The sequence below is a fragment of the Knoellia locipacati genome (genome assembly GCF_007992835.1).
GTDB classification, from domain to species: domain Bacteria; phylum Actinomycetota; class Actinomycetes; order Actinomycetales; family Dermatophilaceae; genus Knoellia; species Knoellia locipacati.
Window position 1 is genome coordinate 24,779 of record NZ_BKBA01000002.1, and the last position, 16,226, is coordinate 41,004.

The window sequence follows — 16,226 nt, forward strand, 5'->3', positions numbered from 1 at the left end:
CGCCCCGCGACCTAGAGTCGGGGCCATGCGAGAGAACGAGATCGAGACGCTGCGCGACCTCGACGCGGCACTCGCGAGCGGGGCCTCCCTGCGAGGCCTGCGGATCCAGGACCTCGACCTCACCCGCCACGAGGAGCGGCTCCTCTCGCGGACCGACCTCGACGGTCTCGTCGTCCTCGGAGGCCGCCTCTCCCCCGAGCTCGACGAGCACCTGCGCCTGCACGGCGCCCTCGTCTTCCCCACCGACCCGCACGCCCCCGTCAACCCCTACCGCGCGAGCCTCTACCAGCCGCACGACCTGTATGCCGGCCTCGCCCGCTACGGCTACGAGAGCACCCCCGACGCACGGGCCTACACCTGGGCGCGCGACGCCGACCTGCACCACGACGTCTTCGCCACTCTGCTGCGCGCCATCCACGACGACTCGGTGAGCGACGCCCTGAGCGAGTTCCTCGGCGCCGCACCGGTCGTCGGCGTCATGGGCGGTCACGCGCTGACGCGCGACAGCGAGGCGTATGCCGGTGCCGCCCGTCTCGGACACCGGCTCGCCTCCGCTGGGCTCGTCGTCGCCACGGGCGGCGGGCCGGGCGCGATGGAGGCCGCGAACCTCGGCGCCCTCAGCCCGTCACCCGAGGCGGTGACGACGGCGCTCGGGCGACTGGCCGGCATACCCTCGTTCCGTCCGTCGATCCGCGACTGGGCCACGGTCGCACTCGAGACCTATGACGAGCTCGTGCGAGTCCCGTTGCCGGACAGCCGCATTCGCAGCGTCGGCATCCCGACCTGGTTCTACGGGCACGAGCCGCCCAACGTCTTCTGCAACGGCATCGCGAAGTACTTCAGCAACGCGATCCGCGAGGACGGGCTGCTCGCCCGCTCGACCGCCGGGCTCATCGTCCTGCACGGCGCCGCTGGCACGGTGCAGGAGATCTTCCAGTCGATCACGCCGCTCTACTACGCGACGGAGGGCGGGGTGCTGCCGCCGCTGGTGCTCGTCGGCGTCGACCACTGGTCGCGCGACGTCCCGGTGTGGCCAGCGATCGAGGCGCTCGGGCGCGACCGGGGGCTCGGCCGGGTGGTCCACCTCGTCGACGACATCGACGAGGCCGCCGACATCGTGCTCAGCCGCGGGTGAGCAGGACGATGCCGAGGCACATCTCGTCGGTCGTGCCCTCGCCCCACGCGACGTAGCGCTCCTTGGTGCCCTTGTAGGCGGGCAGGACGTCGCGCAGCGCCTGGTCGTGGGTGCACGTCACGGTGAGCGTGTCGCCCTTCTTCACCGCGACCGGCTTGGGCAGCGCCACGGCGTCCTGGTCGTCGAAGTTCCACACGGGCAGGTCGAGCACGCGCCTGGCCTGCGGGGTGCCCTTGTTGACGTCGACCGTGATCGACCGGCCCAGCAGGTGCATGTGCCCGGCGACCGCCCGGATCTGCCCGGGCTCGGTGACGGGACGCGTGCAGGACTGCGTCGGCCCGGGCTTGAGCGGCCCACAGAGCAGGTGCAGCAGGTCCGCGGTGGCGACCTGCTCGCCGAAGCGCTTGCGGATGTCGGCGACCGCCGGGGTGCGCGCGCAGAGCTCGCCGGGCGTGCCCTTGCGACACGGCAGCTCAACGGGGGCCGGGAGCAGCATCGTCTGGAGCGGGGTCTTGGTCCCCGCGGACGCGGGGGTGAGCCGCAGCCGGGCGCTGCTCTGGTCGGCCCCGTTGCCGACGAGCAGGTTGTAGTGCATCTGCATGACGATCCGCGACCCCTTGGCGAGCGGGATGCCGATGTCGTCGGCCATGACGCGCTCCCCACCGCCGGGAGCCCACGCCGCGACCCACTCGGCGCTGTTGATCTGCGAGGCCGGGCCACCCTTGATGCCGGTGCCACCGAAGCAGGTCCAGCCGTCGCCGGGCTCCTGCGCGTCCTGCGCCTCCGCAGCGGCGACGTCCTGCGGCTCGACCTTGTAGAGGATGACGTGGTGCACCGCGTCGGGGTTGTCGGGCTCGACCTTGACGCCGCTGACGATCATGTCCTGCGCGAACTTCGGGTCGACGAGGAAGCAGCGGTAGTCGTCGGTGCCACTGCCGTAGGGCGCCTTGGGCGTGTACTTGGCGGCCATCGAGATCTCCTGGAAGGTCTCGCCGGCGCGCAGCGCGACCTCGGGCGCCTCGGGCTCGGCCTTGGCCTTCTGCGGAGTGGCCGAGGCGGCGTGGCTGCTGCCGCCGTGGGAGTCCTCGCCGCGCAGGTTGACGGGGAGGGTGCCACCGCAGGCGGTGAGGGTGAGGGCGGCGACGACGCCGACCGCGGCCAGGCGCAGGTGCATGTCCCCAGAGTAGTCGCCGTCTCCCGCCTGACTCGGTGGAACCGGAGCGACGGCCCCCGCGTCCAACGAGCGTGACCCCACTTCTGCGCACCACGCGCGGGACCGCCGCCCTCGCTGCCGTCACCGCCGTCGTTCTCGGGTCGCTCGCGGCCTGCGGCTGGGGCGGCGCCGAGCCGGCCTCCCGGCTCGCCGCGGGGTGGAGCCAGGGCAACTACCGCGACCTGCACGAGGGCCCTGACAACCCGGGACTGCGGACGCGGCTCGTCAACGACGAGGGCCAGCGCCGCGAGCTCCTGGGCCTCCTGCCGACGGCCATCCCGGCGGCGGAGCGCGCCAAGGTCCAGTCCGTCGACCTCGCGCAGGAGGTGATCGTCGTCGGCGTCTACCCGAACTGCGCCTCGACATCACACGTCACGGCGCAGGAGGGTAGCCTCCGGCTCGTCGTCGAGCGCGACGAGGGCACGATGTGCACGTGGGCGCCGACCCAGGTCGATGTCTGGGCCGTCTCGCGCGAGGGGCTCTCCGCGCCGATCGTCCTGCGCGACCAGCGGGGCGCGCCGACGACGTGAGCGTGAGGTGGGCGGCCGGCATACGGAGGCAGTGCCCGCATGCCGGCCTACGCGGGTCGTCGAACCCGCTCGCCTACGCGGTCGTCGCCGCCAGCTGGCCGCAGGCCCCGTCGATGTCGGAGCCGCGGGTGTCGCGCACCGTCGTGGGGATGCCGTGGGCGCGCAGCCGCTCGACGAACTGCTGCTCGACACCACGGCGCGAGGCGGTCCACTTCGACCCCGGCGTCGGGTTGAGCGGGATGGGGTTGACGTGGACCCAGCCCTTGCCGCGGGAGACGAGCTTCTCGCCGAGGAGGTCGGCCCGCCAGGCGTGGTCGTTGATGTCCTTGATGAGGGCGTACTCGATGCTCACGCGCCGGCCGGTCGCCTCGTAGTAGCGGTAGGCCGCGTCGAGTGCCTCGTCGACCTTCCACCGCGTGTTGATCGGGACGAGCTCGTCACGCAGCTCGTCGTCCGGCGCGTGCAGCGACAGCGCGAGCGTGACCGGGATGCCCTCGGCCGTGAGCTTGTCGATGCCGGGGACGAGGCCGACCGTCGACATCGTGATGCCGCGGGCGGACATGCCCAGGCCGTCGGGCGAGGGGTCGGTGAGGCGTCGGATCGCGCCGATCGCCGCCTTGTAGTTGGCCAGCGCCTCGCCCATGCCCATGAAGACGACGTTGCTGACCCGCTGCGGCCCGTGGCCCGAGGTGTCGGCGTCGTCGGCGTCCTCCTCGGACTCGTCACCGAGCCCCGCCTCCGCCGGGTGCGTCGCACCGATGGCCGGCAGCGCGCCGTGCCGCAGCTTGCGGTTGGCGTCGACCACCTGCTCGACGATCTCGGCGGCCGACATGTTGCGGGTCAGCCCGGCCTGGCCGGTGGCGCAGAACGGGCAGTTCATGCCGCAGCCCGCCTGGCTCGAGATGCAGATCGTCACGCGGCGCGGGTAGCGCATGAGCACCGACTCGACGAGGGCGCCGTCGTGCAGGCGCCACACGGACTTGAGCGTGGCGCCCCGGTCGGCCTCGAGGGTGCGCACCGGCGTGAGCAGCGGCGGCAGCAGGTCGGCGACGAGCTGGTCGCGCACGGCCTTGGGCAGGTCGGTCATCTCCTCGGGCGACTCGACGAGTCGCTCGAAGTAGTGCGTCGACAGCTGCTTGGCCCGGAAGCCCTTGTGGCCGAGCTCCTCGACCGCCGCCTTGCGCTCGGCAGGGGTGAGGTCGGCGAGGTGGCGCGGCGGCTTGCCGCGGCGGGGCGCCTGGAAGGTGAGCTGCCCCGGCACGGGAGGGCCGACGGTGGGTTCGGGGAGTGTGGTCATGAGAACGCAAGTCTCTCAGCCGCCTGCGCCCAAGGCCAACCTGCGGCTGCACGGTCCTGAGGCGCAGGCTCCCGGTCAGGAGCTGGAGGCTCCCGTTGAGGAGCTGGTGGCTCCCGTTCAGGAGCCGGAGGCGACTGGCGCGGCCCAGAGGAGCAGGGCCCAGACCACGGGGATGCACACGACGAGCGAGTCGAGGCGGTCCATGAGGCCACCGTGACCGGGCAGGAGCGTCCCCATGTCCTTGATCCCGAGGTCGCGCTTGATGCTCGACTCGATGAGGTCGCCGATGGTCGCGGCGGCCGCGACGACGACACCGATGACGGCGCCCTGCCACCACACCCCGTCGAGCAGGAAGGTCAGACCCAGCGCACCGACGACGGCGCAGGTGAAGGCCGACCCGGCGAAGCCCTCCCACGACTTCTTGGGCGACAGCGAGGGGGCCATCGGGTGCTTGCCGAGGAACACCCCGAACGCGTAGCCGCCGATGTCGGAGGCCACGGTGACGAGGATGAAGTAGATGATCCGCAGGTGCCCGTCCTCGGGCGCGAGGAGCAGCGAGGCGAACCCACCGAGGAAGCACGGGTACAGCGCGACGAACAGCGCACCGCTGATGTCGCGCATCGCACCGTCGAGCCCGTCGGCGACCCGCCAGACGAGGATGCCGATGCAGGTGAGGCCGAAGGTGAGGACGAGCGCTTCGGGCCCCCGGTAGTAGGCCGACAGCAGCATCGACACCGCGCCGATGACGACGGGCACGAAGGGCACGTCGACGCCGGCCTGCCGGACGGCACGGCGCATCTCCCACGCGCCGAGCACGATCGCGACGACGAGGACCGGGAGGAAGAGCTCCCGGTGGAAGGCGAGCGAGGCGATGACGAGGGCAGCCAGCCCGACACCGACGCCGATGGCGGCCGGGAGGTCCCGGCCCGCCTTGGTCTTCGGCTTGGTGGGCTCCTCAGTCGTGGAGAAGTCGCTCATCACGGACGTCCACCCGAGGTCAGACCTCGAGCAGCTCGGTCTCCTTGCTCTTGAGCACCTCGTCGACGGTGTCGACGTACTTCTTCGTCGTCGACTCGAGGTCCTTCTCGGCGCGCGAGCCCTCGTCCTCGCCGACGTCGCCGTCCTTGACGAGCTTCTCGATGGACTCCTTGGCCTGACGGCGGATGTTGCGGATCGCGACCTTGGCGTCCTCACCCTGGCTGCGGGCCATCTTGATGTACTCCTTGCGCCGCTCCTCGGTGAGCTGCGGCAGGACGCACCGGATGATGTTGCCGTCGTTGGAGGGGTTCACGCCGAGGTCGGCGTCACGCAGGGCCTTCTCGATGTTGGCCATGGCGCCCTTGTCGAACGGGCTGATGAGGATCGTGCGCGCCTCGGGCGTCTGGAAGGACGCGAGCTGCTGCAGCGGGGTCGGCGCACCGTAGTAGTCGACGACGACCTTGTTGAACATGCCGGGGTGGGCGCGGCCCGTGCGGATGCCGGACAGGTTGTCCTTGGCGACCTCGACGGCCTTCTCCATCTTCTCCTCGGCCTCGAGCATGGTGTCGTCGATCATGGGCGCAGGTCTCCTTCGGTATGCCGTGCCGCCCGGTGGGGCGGCCACGGTCCAGTTTGTCAAACAATGGCGGCAACGCCGCAGTGGTGGGCCCTCAGGCCGTGACGAGCGTCCCCAGGGCCTCGCCGAGCAGCGCGCGGGTGATGTTGCCCTCGCCCTCCATGCCGAAGACCCGCATCGGCAGGCCGTTCTCCATGCAGAGGCTGAACGCCGCGGCGTCGACGACCTTGAGGCCGCGGCGCAGGGCGTCGCCGTAGGTCACGGTGTCGAGCTTGCGGGCGTCCGGGTTGGTCCGCGGGTCCGAGTCGTAGACCCCGTCGACGCCGCTCTTGGACATGAGCACCATGTCGCACTGGCACTCCAGCGCCCGCTGCGCGCTCACGGTGTCGGTGGAGAAGTACGGCATACCCGCCCCGGCACCGAAGATCACGGCGCGCCCCTTCTCGAGGTGGCGGATCGCACGACGCGGGATGTAGGGCTCGGCGACCTGCCCCATCGCGATGGCGGTCTGGACGCGGGTGTCGATGCCCTCCTTCTCGAGGAAGTCCTGGAGGGCGAGGCAGTTCATCACCGTGCCGAGCATCCCGATGTAGTCGGCGCGAGAGCGCTCCATGCCCTTCTGCTGGAGCTCGGCCCCGCGGAAGAAGTTGCCACCGCCGACGACGATGGCGACCTGGGTGCCCTGCCGGATCGCCTCGGCGATCTGACGCGCGATGCCGCGCACGACCTCGGGGTCGACGCCGATCTTGCCGCCGCCGAACACCTCGCCGCTGAGCTTGAGCAGGACCCGTCGGGGGCCGGCCTTCGTCGTGGTGGAAGTGGGCTGCGTCTGGACGTCAGTGGTCACCGTGCCTCCTCGGCAGTCGCTGCGGGCGGTGCCCCGGAATCCTCGCACACCGGGCGGGTGGTCGCCGCCTCCGGGTTGGCAGACTGGGCCCGTGACCGACACCCCCGCACCGCCGCCCCCGGGCTCAGGTCCCGTGACCGTCGCCATCACCCGCCGGGTGCGCCCGGAGGACGAGCTGCTCATGCGTGCGTGGGCCGATGCCGGAACCCAGATGGCCAGCCACTTCCCCGGTTTCCTCGGGTCCGGGTGGGTGCGCCCGTCGCGGCAGTCGACCGACTGGCACATGCTCTACCGGTTCGACTCGCGTGACTCGCTCGCGACCTGGCAGGAGTCCAACGAGCGCAACCGCTGGCTCACCGCCGGCACCAACCTCGTCGAGGACACCCGGATCGAGCACCGCACCGGCATCGAGGGCTGGTTCGACGAGCCCGAGGAGCAGGACGTCTCGGAGCTGGTGCCCACCGTCGCCCCCGCTCCCCCGCGCTGGAAGCAGATGGTCGTCATCTGGCTCGCGTTCTTCCCGACGTCGGTGACGCTGACCTACCTGTTCGGGCCGTTCACCGGCGGCTGGCCGGCGTGGGCGCGCGTGCTGCTCTCGACGCTCGTCGCGACCCCGCTCATGACCTACCTCATCCTCCCGAGGATGACGAAGCTGTTCCATCCCTGGCTCAGTCGGGGGTCGTCGTGACCCCCAGACGCAGGTATGCCGTCCGCTCCAGGTGAGCGGACGGCATACCGGGTGCTGGTGCTGAGCCAGCGGGTGTCAGAGCAGGTCAGCCACCGACGCGGAACCGCGCGAAGGACGTCGCCGTGGCGCCGGCCTCCTCGAGGACCTTGGCGACGGTCTTCTTCGGCTCCTTGGCGAACGGCTGCTCGAGCAGGACGTTCTCCTTGAAGAAGCCGTTGACGCGACCCTCGACGATCTTGGGGAGCGCAGCCTCGGGCTTGCCCTCCTCCTTGGCCGTGGCCTCGGCGACGCGACGCTCGTTCTCGACCGTCTCGGCGTCGACCTCGTCACGCGTGAGGACGGTCGGGCTGAACGCGGCGATGTGCATCGCGACGTCGCGGGCGACGGACTCGTCGCCACCCTCGGTCGCCACGAGGACGCCGATCTGCGCGGGCAGGTCGGGGCTCGTCTTGTGGAGGTACGCGGCGACGTTCGGGGCCTCGACGCGTGCGACGCGCTTGACCTCGATCTTCTCGCCGATCGTCGCGTTGGACGCGTCGAGCAGCTCCTGGACGGTCTGGCCGTCGGGGAGGGTGCTCGCGAGGAGCTCCTCCGCGGTGGTGGCCTTGACCGCGACGGCCTGGTCGAAGACCTGCTCGGCCAGGGCGATGAACTTCTCGCCCTTGGCGACGAAGTCGGTCTCGCAGAGGACCTCGACGAGCGTGCCCACGCCACCCTCGGCCTTGGCGATGACCAGACCGTTGGAGGTGGTGCGACCCTCGCGCTTGGTCACGCCCTTGAGGCCCTTGACCCGCAGGATCTCGGTGGCCTTGGCCTGGTCGCCGTCGGCCTCGTCGAGGGCCTTCTTGACGTCGAGCATGCCGGCACCCGTGGACTCACGGAGCGCCTTGATGTCAGCGGCGGTGTAGTTCGCCATGTGTGTGTGCGCTTCTTTCTGTGTCAAAGACGGAGGGAGAAGGGTGCGGCTCAGGCCTGCTCGGCGGGAGCAGCCTCGGCCTCGGCCGGAGCGTCCTGCGCGGGAGCAGCCTCGGCGTCGGCGGCCGGGGCAGCCTCGGCCGGAGCGGCCTCGGTCGCGTCGGCGGCAGCCGTCGCGCCGGCCTCGGGGGCCACGGTCTCAGCGGTCTCGGCGGCAGCCTCGGCGTCGCCACCGAGGAGCTCGCGCTCCCACTCGGCGAGCGGCTCGTTGCCGGCGTCCTCGGTGTCCGCGGCGGCGTTGCCACCCGAACGCGAGATGAGGCCCTCGGCCACGGCGTCGGCGATGACCCGCGTCAGCAGCGTGACGGAGCGGATCGCGTCATCGTTGCCGGGGATCTTGTAGTCGACCTCGTCGGGGTCGCAGTTGGTGTCGAGGATCGCGATGACCGGGAGGCCGAGCTTGCGCGCCTCGTCGACGGCGAGGTGCTCCTTCTTGGTGTCGACGATCCACACGGCGGAGGGGACCTTGGCCATGCCACGGATGCCGCCGAGGGTCTTGTCGAGCTTGTCGCGCTCACGCTTGAGGAGCAGGAGCTCCTTCTTGGTGCGGCCCGAGCTCGCGACGTCCTCGAAGTCGATCTCGTCGAGCTCGACGAGACGGGTCAGACGCTTGGAGATCGTCTGGAAGTTGGTGAGCATGCCACCGAGCCAGCGGTGGTTGACGTAGGGCATGCCGACGCGCGTCGCCTGCTCGGCGATGGGCTCCTGGGCCTGCTTCTTGGTGCCGACGAAGAGGATCGAGCCACCGTGGGCGACGGTCTCGCGGACGAACTCGTACGCGTTGTTGATGTAGGTCACCGACTGCTGCAGGTCGATGATGTAGATCCCGTTGCGCTCGGTCATGATGAAGCGCTTCATCTTCGGGTTCCAGCGACGGGTCTGGTGCCCGAAGTGGACGCCGCTCTCGAGGAGCTGGCGCATGGTGACGACGGCCATGCCGTGTTCTCCTTGTGCTTGTTTCAGTTGCGTCGGTGACCCACGGATTGTGGGCACCTGCCTGACGTCCTGACGCACCCCGCCGTATGCCGTGTGGCTCCGGACCGTGGTGGTGCGTCCCCGCTTCGTGGTGATCCAGTCAGCGGCAGTGGAACGCGCGAATTTGGTGTCCGGGTGCGAGCACACGAACACCGTGGCCCATCGTACGCTCCGGCGGGCCAGCCGAGAAATCGGTGACGGGCGCGGGTGACGGGCCCCGGCGTAGGATCCCCGCTCGTGTCACGTCTGGGGGAGGTTCTCGCGCCGTCGCGCCTTGGGCGACCGTTCCGGTGGCTCATGTCGGCGTCGTGGACGAGCAACATCGGCGACGGCATCGCCCTCGCCGCAGGCCCCCTTCTCGTCGCCTCGCAGACCCGCAACCCCACCCTCGTCGCGATGGCCGCTCTCCTGCAGCGCCTGCCGTGGCTGCTGCTCGGGCTCTGGGCCGGTGCGGTGGCCGACCGCCTCGACCGCAAGCGCATCATCGTCACGGCGAACTGCCTGCGTGTCGTGGTCGTCCTCGTCCTGTGCGGCTTCATCGTCACCGAGCACGTGTCCATCGTGGTCGTGCTGGCGACGATGTTCGCCTACGGCGTCTGCGAGGTCTTCGCCGACTCCACGGCGAGCACGTTGCTGCCGATGCTCGTGCGGCGCGACGACGTGCGCACCGGCCAGGTGCGCCTGCAGGCCGGGTTCCTCACGGCGAACCAGCTCGTCGGACCACCCGTCGGCGCCTTCCTCTTCGCCGCCGGCATGGTCTGGCCCTTCGTCACCCAGGTGCTCCTCGTGGTGCTGGCCCTCGGGATGATCGCCCGAATGGAGCTGCCGCGCGGCGGTGTGCGCGGGAGCGTGGACACGCACCTCCGCGCCGACATCCGCGACGGCCTCCGCTGGGTCCGCCACCACGCGGCGATGCGCACCCTGGCGCTCGTCATCCTCGCCTTCAACGTCACGTGGGGCGCCGCGTGGTCGGTGCTCGTCCTCTACTCGATCGACCACCTCGACATGGGGCCGGTCGGGTTCGGCCTGCTCACGACGGCGAGCGCGGTCGGCGGTGTCCTCGCCACCCTGGTCTTCGACCGGCTGTCGAGCCGGTTCTCGCTGGCGACGCTCATGAAGGCGTGCCTGCTGGCCGAGGTCCTCACCCACCTCGCGCTGGCCCTCGCCACGACCGGGTGGGTGGCGATCGTCATCATGACCGTCTTCGGCGCCTACGCCTTCACCTGGGGGACGGTGAGCGTGACGGTGCGCCAGCGAGCCGTGCCCACGGCATACCAGGGTCGGGTCGGAAGCGTCTATGTGACGGGACTCTTCCTCGGGCTCGTCGTCGGTCAGGCCATCGGCGGGCCGATCGCGCAGCAGTGGGGGCTCACCGCGCCGTTCTGGTTCGCGTTCGTCGGCACCGCGCTCATCCTCGCGCTCGTGTGGCGCCAGCTGGACTCCATCGCGCACGCCGGCGACGACGACCCCGACGCCGGCTGACCCCGGTGCCGGCCGAACCCGAGGCCGGCTGACCACGACGCGGGCACGCCCTCGGGCGGTGAGGGACACTCGGGTCATGGATGACGTCGTGCGGACCGTGCTCGTCGCGCTCGCCGTGCTCCTCGGCCTCTTCCTCGCCGTCGTCGGGCTGCTCATGTGGCGGTACAGGATCCCCCCGCGCGGCCCGGTCGCGCTGACGATGGCCGGCTTCTACCTCGTCGTCCCCGTCGACGTCGTCCCCGAAGCCGTCCTCGGGCCGTTGGGACTCGTGGACGACGCGGGCGTGGTCGGGGTGGCCGTGCTCTTCGTGCTGCGGCTGGCGCGGGCGCGTCGCGTCCTCGTCGACTCGGGGGTGGACTTCGGCCGGAGGCGCCGTCGAGGCTGAGCCGTCCACGTCGAGCACGTCGCGGTGGCCGGTGCGGCCGGCGTCGGGGCAACCCCGCGTCGTCGGGGCCCGATCTGACCCCGAGGACGCGAGATGGCCCCGACAGCACCCGGGACCGGCGCGCCTCAGAGGTGCTTGAGGGCCTCGCGACGGCTCAGCCCGGACAGCCGGTGGGTGTGCCGGTCCACGAACGACTGGACCCACACCGGGTCGGTGCGGGAGTACTGGCGCAACGCCCACCCGATCGCCTTGCGGATGAAGAACTCGTGGTCGTCGAGGTTGGGCTCGATGACCGCCTCGAGCAGCTCGGTGTCGGTGCGGTCCTTGTGCCGCAGCTGGCTGATGATCGCCGACCGCCGCAGCCAGAGGTTCTCGCGCTCGGACCAGTCGCGCATGCGCAGCCCCTCCCCCTCCGGGTCGTCGAGGAGCACCTCGCCCACGACGGCGGAGGTCTCGTCGACGAGGTCCCACCACGCCCCGGTCACGACGAGGTGCTCGACCAGAGGCATGACGTCCGGGTCGCGCCACGAGCGGTAGGCGCGGTGGCGGAGGAGGTCGAGTGCGGCATACCTCTCCTCGCGAAACACGGCCTCGTCCCAGAGCGAGCGGACCGCCGACTCGAAGGTCGCGCGGCTGTCGAGGCGCAGCCCTGGGTCGGCGAGGACCGGCCGGACGAGCTGCCGGCGCCCCGGTGACGTGAGGCCGAGGAAGGGCATCGCGCTCTTCATGTAGCGCTGCTGGCCGACGGCGCGCTCGGGGTCTGCGCCGGTGCGGAGCGAAGCACGCAGGGCGTCGACGAGCTCGGTGCCCACGTCGGTCATGTCGCCGAGCGTAAGCCCGCTTCCTGACGCGTAGCCTGCGAATCATGGATTCGCCTCTGGTGCACCGGATGCAGGGTTTCGGTTCGACGATCTTCGCGGAGATGTCGGGCCTGGCCGTCGAGCACGGCGCGCTCAACCTCGGACAGGGCTTCCCCGACACGGACGGCCCGCAGGAGGTGCTCGACGCCGCGAAGGCCGCGATCGACGGCGGGCGCAACCAGTACCCGCCCGGCGCCGGCGTCCCCGAGCTGCTCGACGCGATCGCGGTCCACCAGAAGCGTTTCTACGGGCTCGACCTCGACCCGCGACGCGAGGTGCTCGTCACCGTCGGCGCCACCGAGGCGATCGCGGCGACGATCCTCGCGCTGTGCGAGCCCGGCGACGAGGTCGTCACCTTCGAGCCCTACTACGACTCGTATGCCGCGTCGGTCTCCCTCGCGGGAGCCGTCCGCCGGACGTCGGTGCTCCGCTTCCCCGACTTCGCCGTCGACGAGGAGTCGCTGCGGGCGGCGTTCTCGTCGCGCACCCGGCTCGTGCTGCTCAACACGCCGCACAACCCGACGGGCAAGGTCTTCACGCGCGCCGAGCTCGACCTCATCTGCTCACTGGCACGCGAGCACGACGCGTGGGTCGTCACCGACGAGGTCTACGAGCACCTCGTCTTCGACGACCTCGAGCACGTGCCGGTGGCGACGCTGCCGGGCATGGCGGAGCGGACGCTGACCATCTCGTCGGCCGGCAAGACCTTCTCGACGACCGGCTGGAAGGTGGGCTGGGTGTCCGGTCCGGCCGAGGCGGTGGCCGCCGTGCGGACGGTGAAGCAGTTCCTCACGTACGTCGGCTCCGGACCGTTCCAGCCGGCGGTCGCGGTGGGGCTGGGTCTCGGCGACGACGTGTATGCCGGTCTCTCCCGAGCGCTCCAGGCCAAGCGCGACCTGCTCGTCACGGCGCTGGGCGACATCGGGCTCGACGTGTCGGTCCCCGGCGGGACGTACTTCGTCGTCGCGGACGCGGCGCCTCTCGGTGCGACCGACGCCCTCGAGTTCTGCCGGGCCCTGCCGGCGCGGGCCGGTGTCGCCGGGGTGCCGGTGTCGGTCTTCCACGACGACGTCGAGGCGGCGCGCACCCTCGTGCGGTTCGCCTTCTGCAAGCAGGACGACGTCCTGCGCGAGGCAGCGGTGAGGCTGTCGGCGCTGCGCCCCTGACGCGCCCGCCCCCGCCCCGGGCGACATCTTTCGACCAATTGGTCACGAACTGCGCCGACCGGACCGACATCTTTCGACCACTTGGTCACGAACTGCGCCGACACGGGCGACAGTTTTCGACCAATCGGTCAGGTGTTGCGAAGCCGGCGGGCGGCGGCCCGCTGCTGCACCCGGCTCATCCGCACGACGAGCGGCACCGCCCGCATCGCCAACCCCGGCACGAGGTCGAAGAGCCTCACCTCGACGCCGCGCCAGCGGGGCAGGGCGAGAACCGGGCGCGGCCGGTCGACGAGGCGGAGCACGGCGTCGGCGACGTCCTCGGGCTGGAGGAGCTGGCCGGAGAACGACATCGACGCCTGCGGGTCGTCGAGCTTGTCGTGGAGCATCGGCGTCCACATGCCGTCGGGGCAGATGCAGCTGATGTGGACCTCCCGCTCCCCCGCGGCCCGCAGGTCGGCCAGGGTCGAGGTGCTGAGCCCCACGACGGCGTGCTTGGTCGCCGCGTAGACCCCCTCACCCGGGACGGAGACCAGACCCGCGAGCGACCCGACGTTGATGATGTGCCCGGTCCTCGCGGGACGCATCACCTCGAGGGCGGCCACGGTGCCGTGCATCGTGCCGAGAGCGTTGACCTCGAACATGAGCCGGCGCTGGGCGTCGTCCTGCTCCCACACGGGCCCGGTCAGGAGGATGCCCGCGTTGTTGACCCACAGCGCCAACGACCCCGCGGCCTCGACCGCGGCACGGGCAGCCCGTCGCATCGCGCCCTGGTCCCGCACGTCGAGCTCGAGGCCGGTGGCCGCATCCCCGGCCGCCGAGATCTCGGCGGCAGCGGCGTGCGCCGCGGCCCCGTCGACGTCGGTGACGAGGACGTGGAACCCCGCGGCCCCCAGTCGGGTGGCGATCTCGCGTCCCAGCCCTCCACCCGCACCCGTCACGAGCGCACCACCGCGCGAGCTCACGGACGCGACCCCGAGATGTCGTCCGGCGACCCGGGGACCGGGACGACCGGCATACGGGAGGTTGTGGCGCGAGACGCCCCGCGCCGTCGCTCGCGCTCCAGGTCCCAGAGGTAGTGGTCGAAGTCGACCTCCATCGTGTGGCGCGGGGACGCGTAGAACTGGCGACGGTTGCGCTCGTGATCGGCGGCCATCTGGCGGCGCACCTCGTCGGCGGGCGGTGGCGTGTACCGCCCCGCCAGGGTCTCGGCGACCCAGACCCCCTGTGCCTCCGCGAGCGGCATGACGGCACCGACCGGCTGGAGCAGCCCGATGAAGTACAGGCCCGGGAGGTCGGGGTGGACGGTGCGCTTCCACAGCGGGAGCTCGTTGTCGGGCGCGGCCAGCAGCGACGGGTCGAGGAAGGGGAAGGAGACCTTGTAGCCGGTCGCCCAGACGATGAGGTCGGCCGGCGCGCTCGTCCCGTCGACGAACACCACGCGGTCTCCCTCGAGACGCTCGATCGCCGGCTTCGGCGTGACGGCCCCGGAGCGCAGGGCCTCGCGGATGCCCTCGGACTGCACGGGGTGGGACTGTCCCGGCTTGTGCTCGGGCTGCGGCAGCCCGAGCCGGGCGACGTTGCCGGAGGTCAGCGCACCGATGCGCAGGCGCAGGGCGGTCGCCCACCACGGGAGCCAGCCCGGGAGCGCAGCCTGGTCCGACGGCCTGCCGAGGAGGTACTTGCGCAGCACCCACTGCCCCCGGCGCTGCGACAGCACCGCGGAGCGGGCGACCCGGCCGGCCTCCACCGAGATGTCGAGCGCGGAGTTGCCCGACCCCACGACGACGACGTCGCGTCCGCGCAGCTGGTCGGCCGACCGGTAGTCGTGGGCGTGGATCTGCTCGCCGTCGAACGTCCCGGGGTAGGCCGGGTCGGGCCAGCGCGGGTCCCAGTGGTGGCCGTTGGCCACGAGGACCGCGTCGTAGGTCCGGGTGCGTGTGCCGTCGGGCCCGTCGGTGCGCACGGTCCAGCTCCCGTCGGGCTCGCGGGCGACCTCGACCACCGTCGTCTCGAAGGTGATCCGGTCTCGCAGCGCGAAGTGGTCGACGTAGGCGTCGAAGTAGGCGGCGACCTGGTCGTGGCGGGCGTAGGCCGGGTAGTCGGCCGGCATCGGGAAGTCCGAGTAGGCCATCCGTGGGCACGACGTGTTGATCTCGAGCGTCTCGTAGCAGGCCGACTGCCCGTTGGGGTTGTCGAGCACCCAGTTGCCTCCGACGACGCTGCCCTGCTCGAACCAGTCGAAGGGCACGCCGGCTTCCGCGAGCGCCTTCGCCGCGGCGATGCCCGACGAGCCGGCACCGATGACGCAGGCCCGAGGGAGCGAGGGGTCGGTGGGGACGGGCGTGGTGACCGCGGGCGCCCGGTGGCGCTGCTTCACGAGGTAGGCCATGGCCGCGATCATGGCACCGCCGCCTGTCGTGGAGGCGCCGATGCGCGGGTGCGGCTGTTCACGACGTGGCGAGGGCGCTCGTCCACAGGCCCTGCCTCGTGGCGTCGTCGTCCACAGGTGGTGGGTGTGCGGCTCGCGGTGGGGCTGGTGAGGGCGGACGCTGGCCGGCATGTCGATCCGCAGCGCACTCCGTCGGGCCGTCGTCGCCATCGGGGTCACGGGCAGCCTCGTGCCCGGTGCGGCGCTGCCCTTGCCCGACTCCGGCCACGGGACTGTCTCCGCGCAGCGCGACCCGGTCCCGCTCCGGCGGACGTGGTCCTGGCCGCTCGACCCCCGACCTGCCGTGACGGCGAGGTTCGTGGCACCGAGGTCCACCTACGGCCGGGGCCACCGCGGCCTCGACCTCGCCGCACGCCAGGGCCAAGAGGTCCGCGCCGTCGATGCCGGGCTCGTCACCCACGTCGGGGTGGTCGCGGGCCGCGGGACCGTGAGCGTGACCCACCCGAGCGGTCTGCGGAGCACCTATGAAACCCGTGCGTGGCTCCGTGACCGTGGGTGCCGCAGTTGCCCGGGGTGGGGTCCTCGGGACGGTGGAGGGCCGGACGCACTGCGGTGGCGGCTGCCTGCACCTCGGTGCCGTGCGCGGGGCGGGCTACGTGGACCCCAGACCGTTGCTCGGTGGTGGACCGGTGATCCTGCTGCCGCTGGGGCCCGGCCGCCGCTGAGGTC

At 71.5% G+C, this 16,226-nt stretch carries 17 protein-coding genes; 7 read left to right on the forward strand and 10 right to left on the reverse strand.

The window, feature by feature from the left end:
* Positions 1-25: 25 nt before the first annotated feature.
* Entirely contained in the window at positions 26-1,135 is a 1,110-nt protein-coding gene (locus KLO01_RS00510) for an LOG family protein (protein ID WP_147061601.1), read from the forward strand.
* Here the strand turns inward: KLO01_RS00510 and KLO01_RS00515 are convergent.
* Positions 1,122-2,309, reverse strand: a complete 1,188-nt coding sequence (locus tag KLO01_RS00515; protein ID WP_147061602.1) for a monooxygenase — start codon at positions 2,307-2,309, stop codon at positions 1,122-1,124. The genes KLO01_RS00510 and KLO01_RS00515 overlap by 14 nt on opposite strands.
* A gap of 71 nt (positions 2,310-2,380) precedes the next feature.
* On the opposite strand from KLO01_RS00515, the gene KLO01_RS00520 reads away from it, so the two are divergent.
* The gene (locus tag KLO01_RS00520; RefSeq protein ID WP_147061603.1) at positions 2,381-2,878 is read left to right on the forward strand and encodes a hypothetical protein; all 498 of its coding nucleotides are present in this window, start codon (positions 2,381-2,383) and stop codon (positions 2,876-2,878) included.
* Between the two features lie 73 nt (positions 2,879-2,951).
* Here the strand turns inward: KLO01_RS00520 and rlmN are convergent, their stop codons facing one another.
* From rlmN to pyrH, 4 genes are all read right to left on the reverse strand, one after another.
* Positions 2,952-4,175: a 23S rRNA (adenine(2503)-C(2))-methyltransferase RlmN gene (rlmN, locus tag KLO01_RS00525; RefSeq protein WP_147061604.1), complete on the reverse strand. Its 1,224-nt coding sequence runs from the start codon at positions 4,173-4,175 to the stop codon at positions 2,952-2,954.
* 117 nt (positions 4,176-4,292) lie between these two features.
* Positions 4,293-5,153: a phosphatidate cytidylyltransferase gene (locus KLO01_RS00530; protein WP_147061605.1), complete on the reverse strand. Its 861-nt coding sequence runs from the start codon at positions 5,151-5,153 to the stop codon at positions 4,293-4,295.
* 19 nt (positions 5,154-5,172) lie between these two features.
* A complete protein-coding gene (gene frr / locus KLO01_RS00535; RefSeq protein ID WP_147061606.1) occupies positions 5,173-5,730 on the reverse strand; it encodes a ribosome recycling factor in 558 nt (185 codons plus the stop codon).
* 94 nt (positions 5,731-5,824) lie between these two features.
* The gene (gene pyrH, locus KLO01_RS00540) at positions 5,825-6,577 is read right to left on the reverse strand and encodes a UMP kinase (RefSeq protein WP_147061607.1); all 753 of its coding nucleotides are present in this window, start codon (positions 6,575-6,577) and stop codon (positions 5,825-5,827) included.
* Positions 6,578-6,668: 91 nt separating this feature from the next.
* On the opposite strand from pyrH, the gene KLO01_RS00545 reads away from it, so the two are divergent.
* Positions 6,669-7,265: an antibiotic biosynthesis monooxygenase gene (locus KLO01_RS00545; RefSeq protein WP_147061608.1), complete on the forward strand. Its 597-nt coding sequence runs from the start codon at positions 6,669-6,671 to the stop codon at positions 7,263-7,265.
* A gap of 85 nt (positions 7,266-7,350) precedes the next feature.
* Here KLO01_RS00545 and tsf read toward each other — a convergent pair whose 3' ends face one another.
* Together tsf and rpsB are read right to left on the reverse strand one after the other, a co-directional pair.
* Positions 7,351-8,181, reverse strand: a complete 831-nt coding sequence (tsf, locus tag KLO01_RS00550; RefSeq protein ID WP_147061609.1) for a translation elongation factor Ts — start codon at positions 8,179-8,181, stop codon at positions 7,351-7,353.
* A gap of 50 nt (positions 8,182-8,231) precedes the next feature.
* Positions 8,232-9,176, reverse strand: a complete 945-nt coding sequence (gene rpsB / locus KLO01_RS00555) for a 30S ribosomal protein S2 (RefSeq protein ID WP_147061610.1) — start codon at positions 9,174-9,176, stop codon at positions 8,232-8,234.
* 276 nt (positions 9,177-9,452) lie between these two features.
* Here rpsB and KLO01_RS00560 point away from each other — a divergent pair, with 276 nt between their 5' ends.
* Together KLO01_RS00560 and KLO01_RS00565 are read left to right on the forward strand one after the other, a co-directional pair.
* Positions 9,453-10,697 carry an MFS transporter gene (locus KLO01_RS00560; RefSeq protein ID WP_222611900.1) on the forward strand — a complete coding sequence of 415 codons (1,245 nt, stop codon included), beginning with the start codon at positions 9,453-9,455 and terminating at the stop codon, positions 10,695-10,697.
* Positions 10,698-10,773: 76 nt separating this feature from the next.
* Complete coding sequence (locus KLO01_RS00565) at positions 10,774-11,082, forward strand: DUF1232 domain-containing protein (protein ID WP_147061611.1); 309 nt, start codon at positions 10,774-10,776, stop codon at positions 11,080-11,082.
* 125 nt (positions 11,083-11,207) lie between these two features.
* Here the strand turns inward: KLO01_RS00565 and KLO01_RS00570 are convergent, their stop codons facing one another.
* Complete coding sequence (locus KLO01_RS00570; RefSeq protein WP_147061612.1) at positions 11,208-11,903, reverse strand: DNA alkylation repair protein; 696 nt, start codon at positions 11,901-11,903, stop codon at positions 11,208-11,210.
* Between the two features lie 44 nt (positions 11,904-11,947).
* Between KLO01_RS00570 and KLO01_RS00575 the strand changes: the two genes are divergently transcribed.
* On the forward strand, positions 11,948-13,108 hold the full coding sequence (locus tag KLO01_RS00575; RefSeq protein WP_147061613.1) for a pyridoxal phosphate-dependent aminotransferase: 1,161 nt from the start codon (positions 11,948-11,950) through the stop codon (positions 13,106-13,108).
* A gap of 128 nt (positions 13,109-13,236) precedes the next feature.
* Here the strand turns inward: KLO01_RS00575 and KLO01_RS00580 are convergent, their stop codons facing one another.
* A complete protein-coding gene (locus KLO01_RS00580; RefSeq protein ID WP_147061614.1) occupies positions 13,237-14,070 on the reverse strand; it encodes an SDR family NAD(P)-dependent oxidoreductase in 834 nt (277 codons plus the stop codon).
* Positions 14,067-15,497, reverse strand: coding sequence for a flavin-containing monooxygenase (locus KLO01_RS00585; protein ID WP_147061615.1), 1,431 nt, complete (start codon positions 15,495-15,497; stop codon positions 14,067-14,069). The genes KLO01_RS00580 and KLO01_RS00585 overlap by 4 nt, the downstream gene beginning before the upstream one ends.
* A 524-nt stretch (positions 15,498-16,021) precedes the next feature.
* Here KLO01_RS00585 and KLO01_RS17325 point away from each other — a divergent pair.
* Positions 16,022-16,222, forward strand: a complete 201-nt coding sequence (locus tag KLO01_RS17325) for a hypothetical protein (protein ID WP_246135979.1) — start codon at positions 16,022-16,024, stop codon at positions 16,220-16,222.
* The last annotated feature ends 4 nt before the right edge of the window (positions 16,223-16,226 follow it).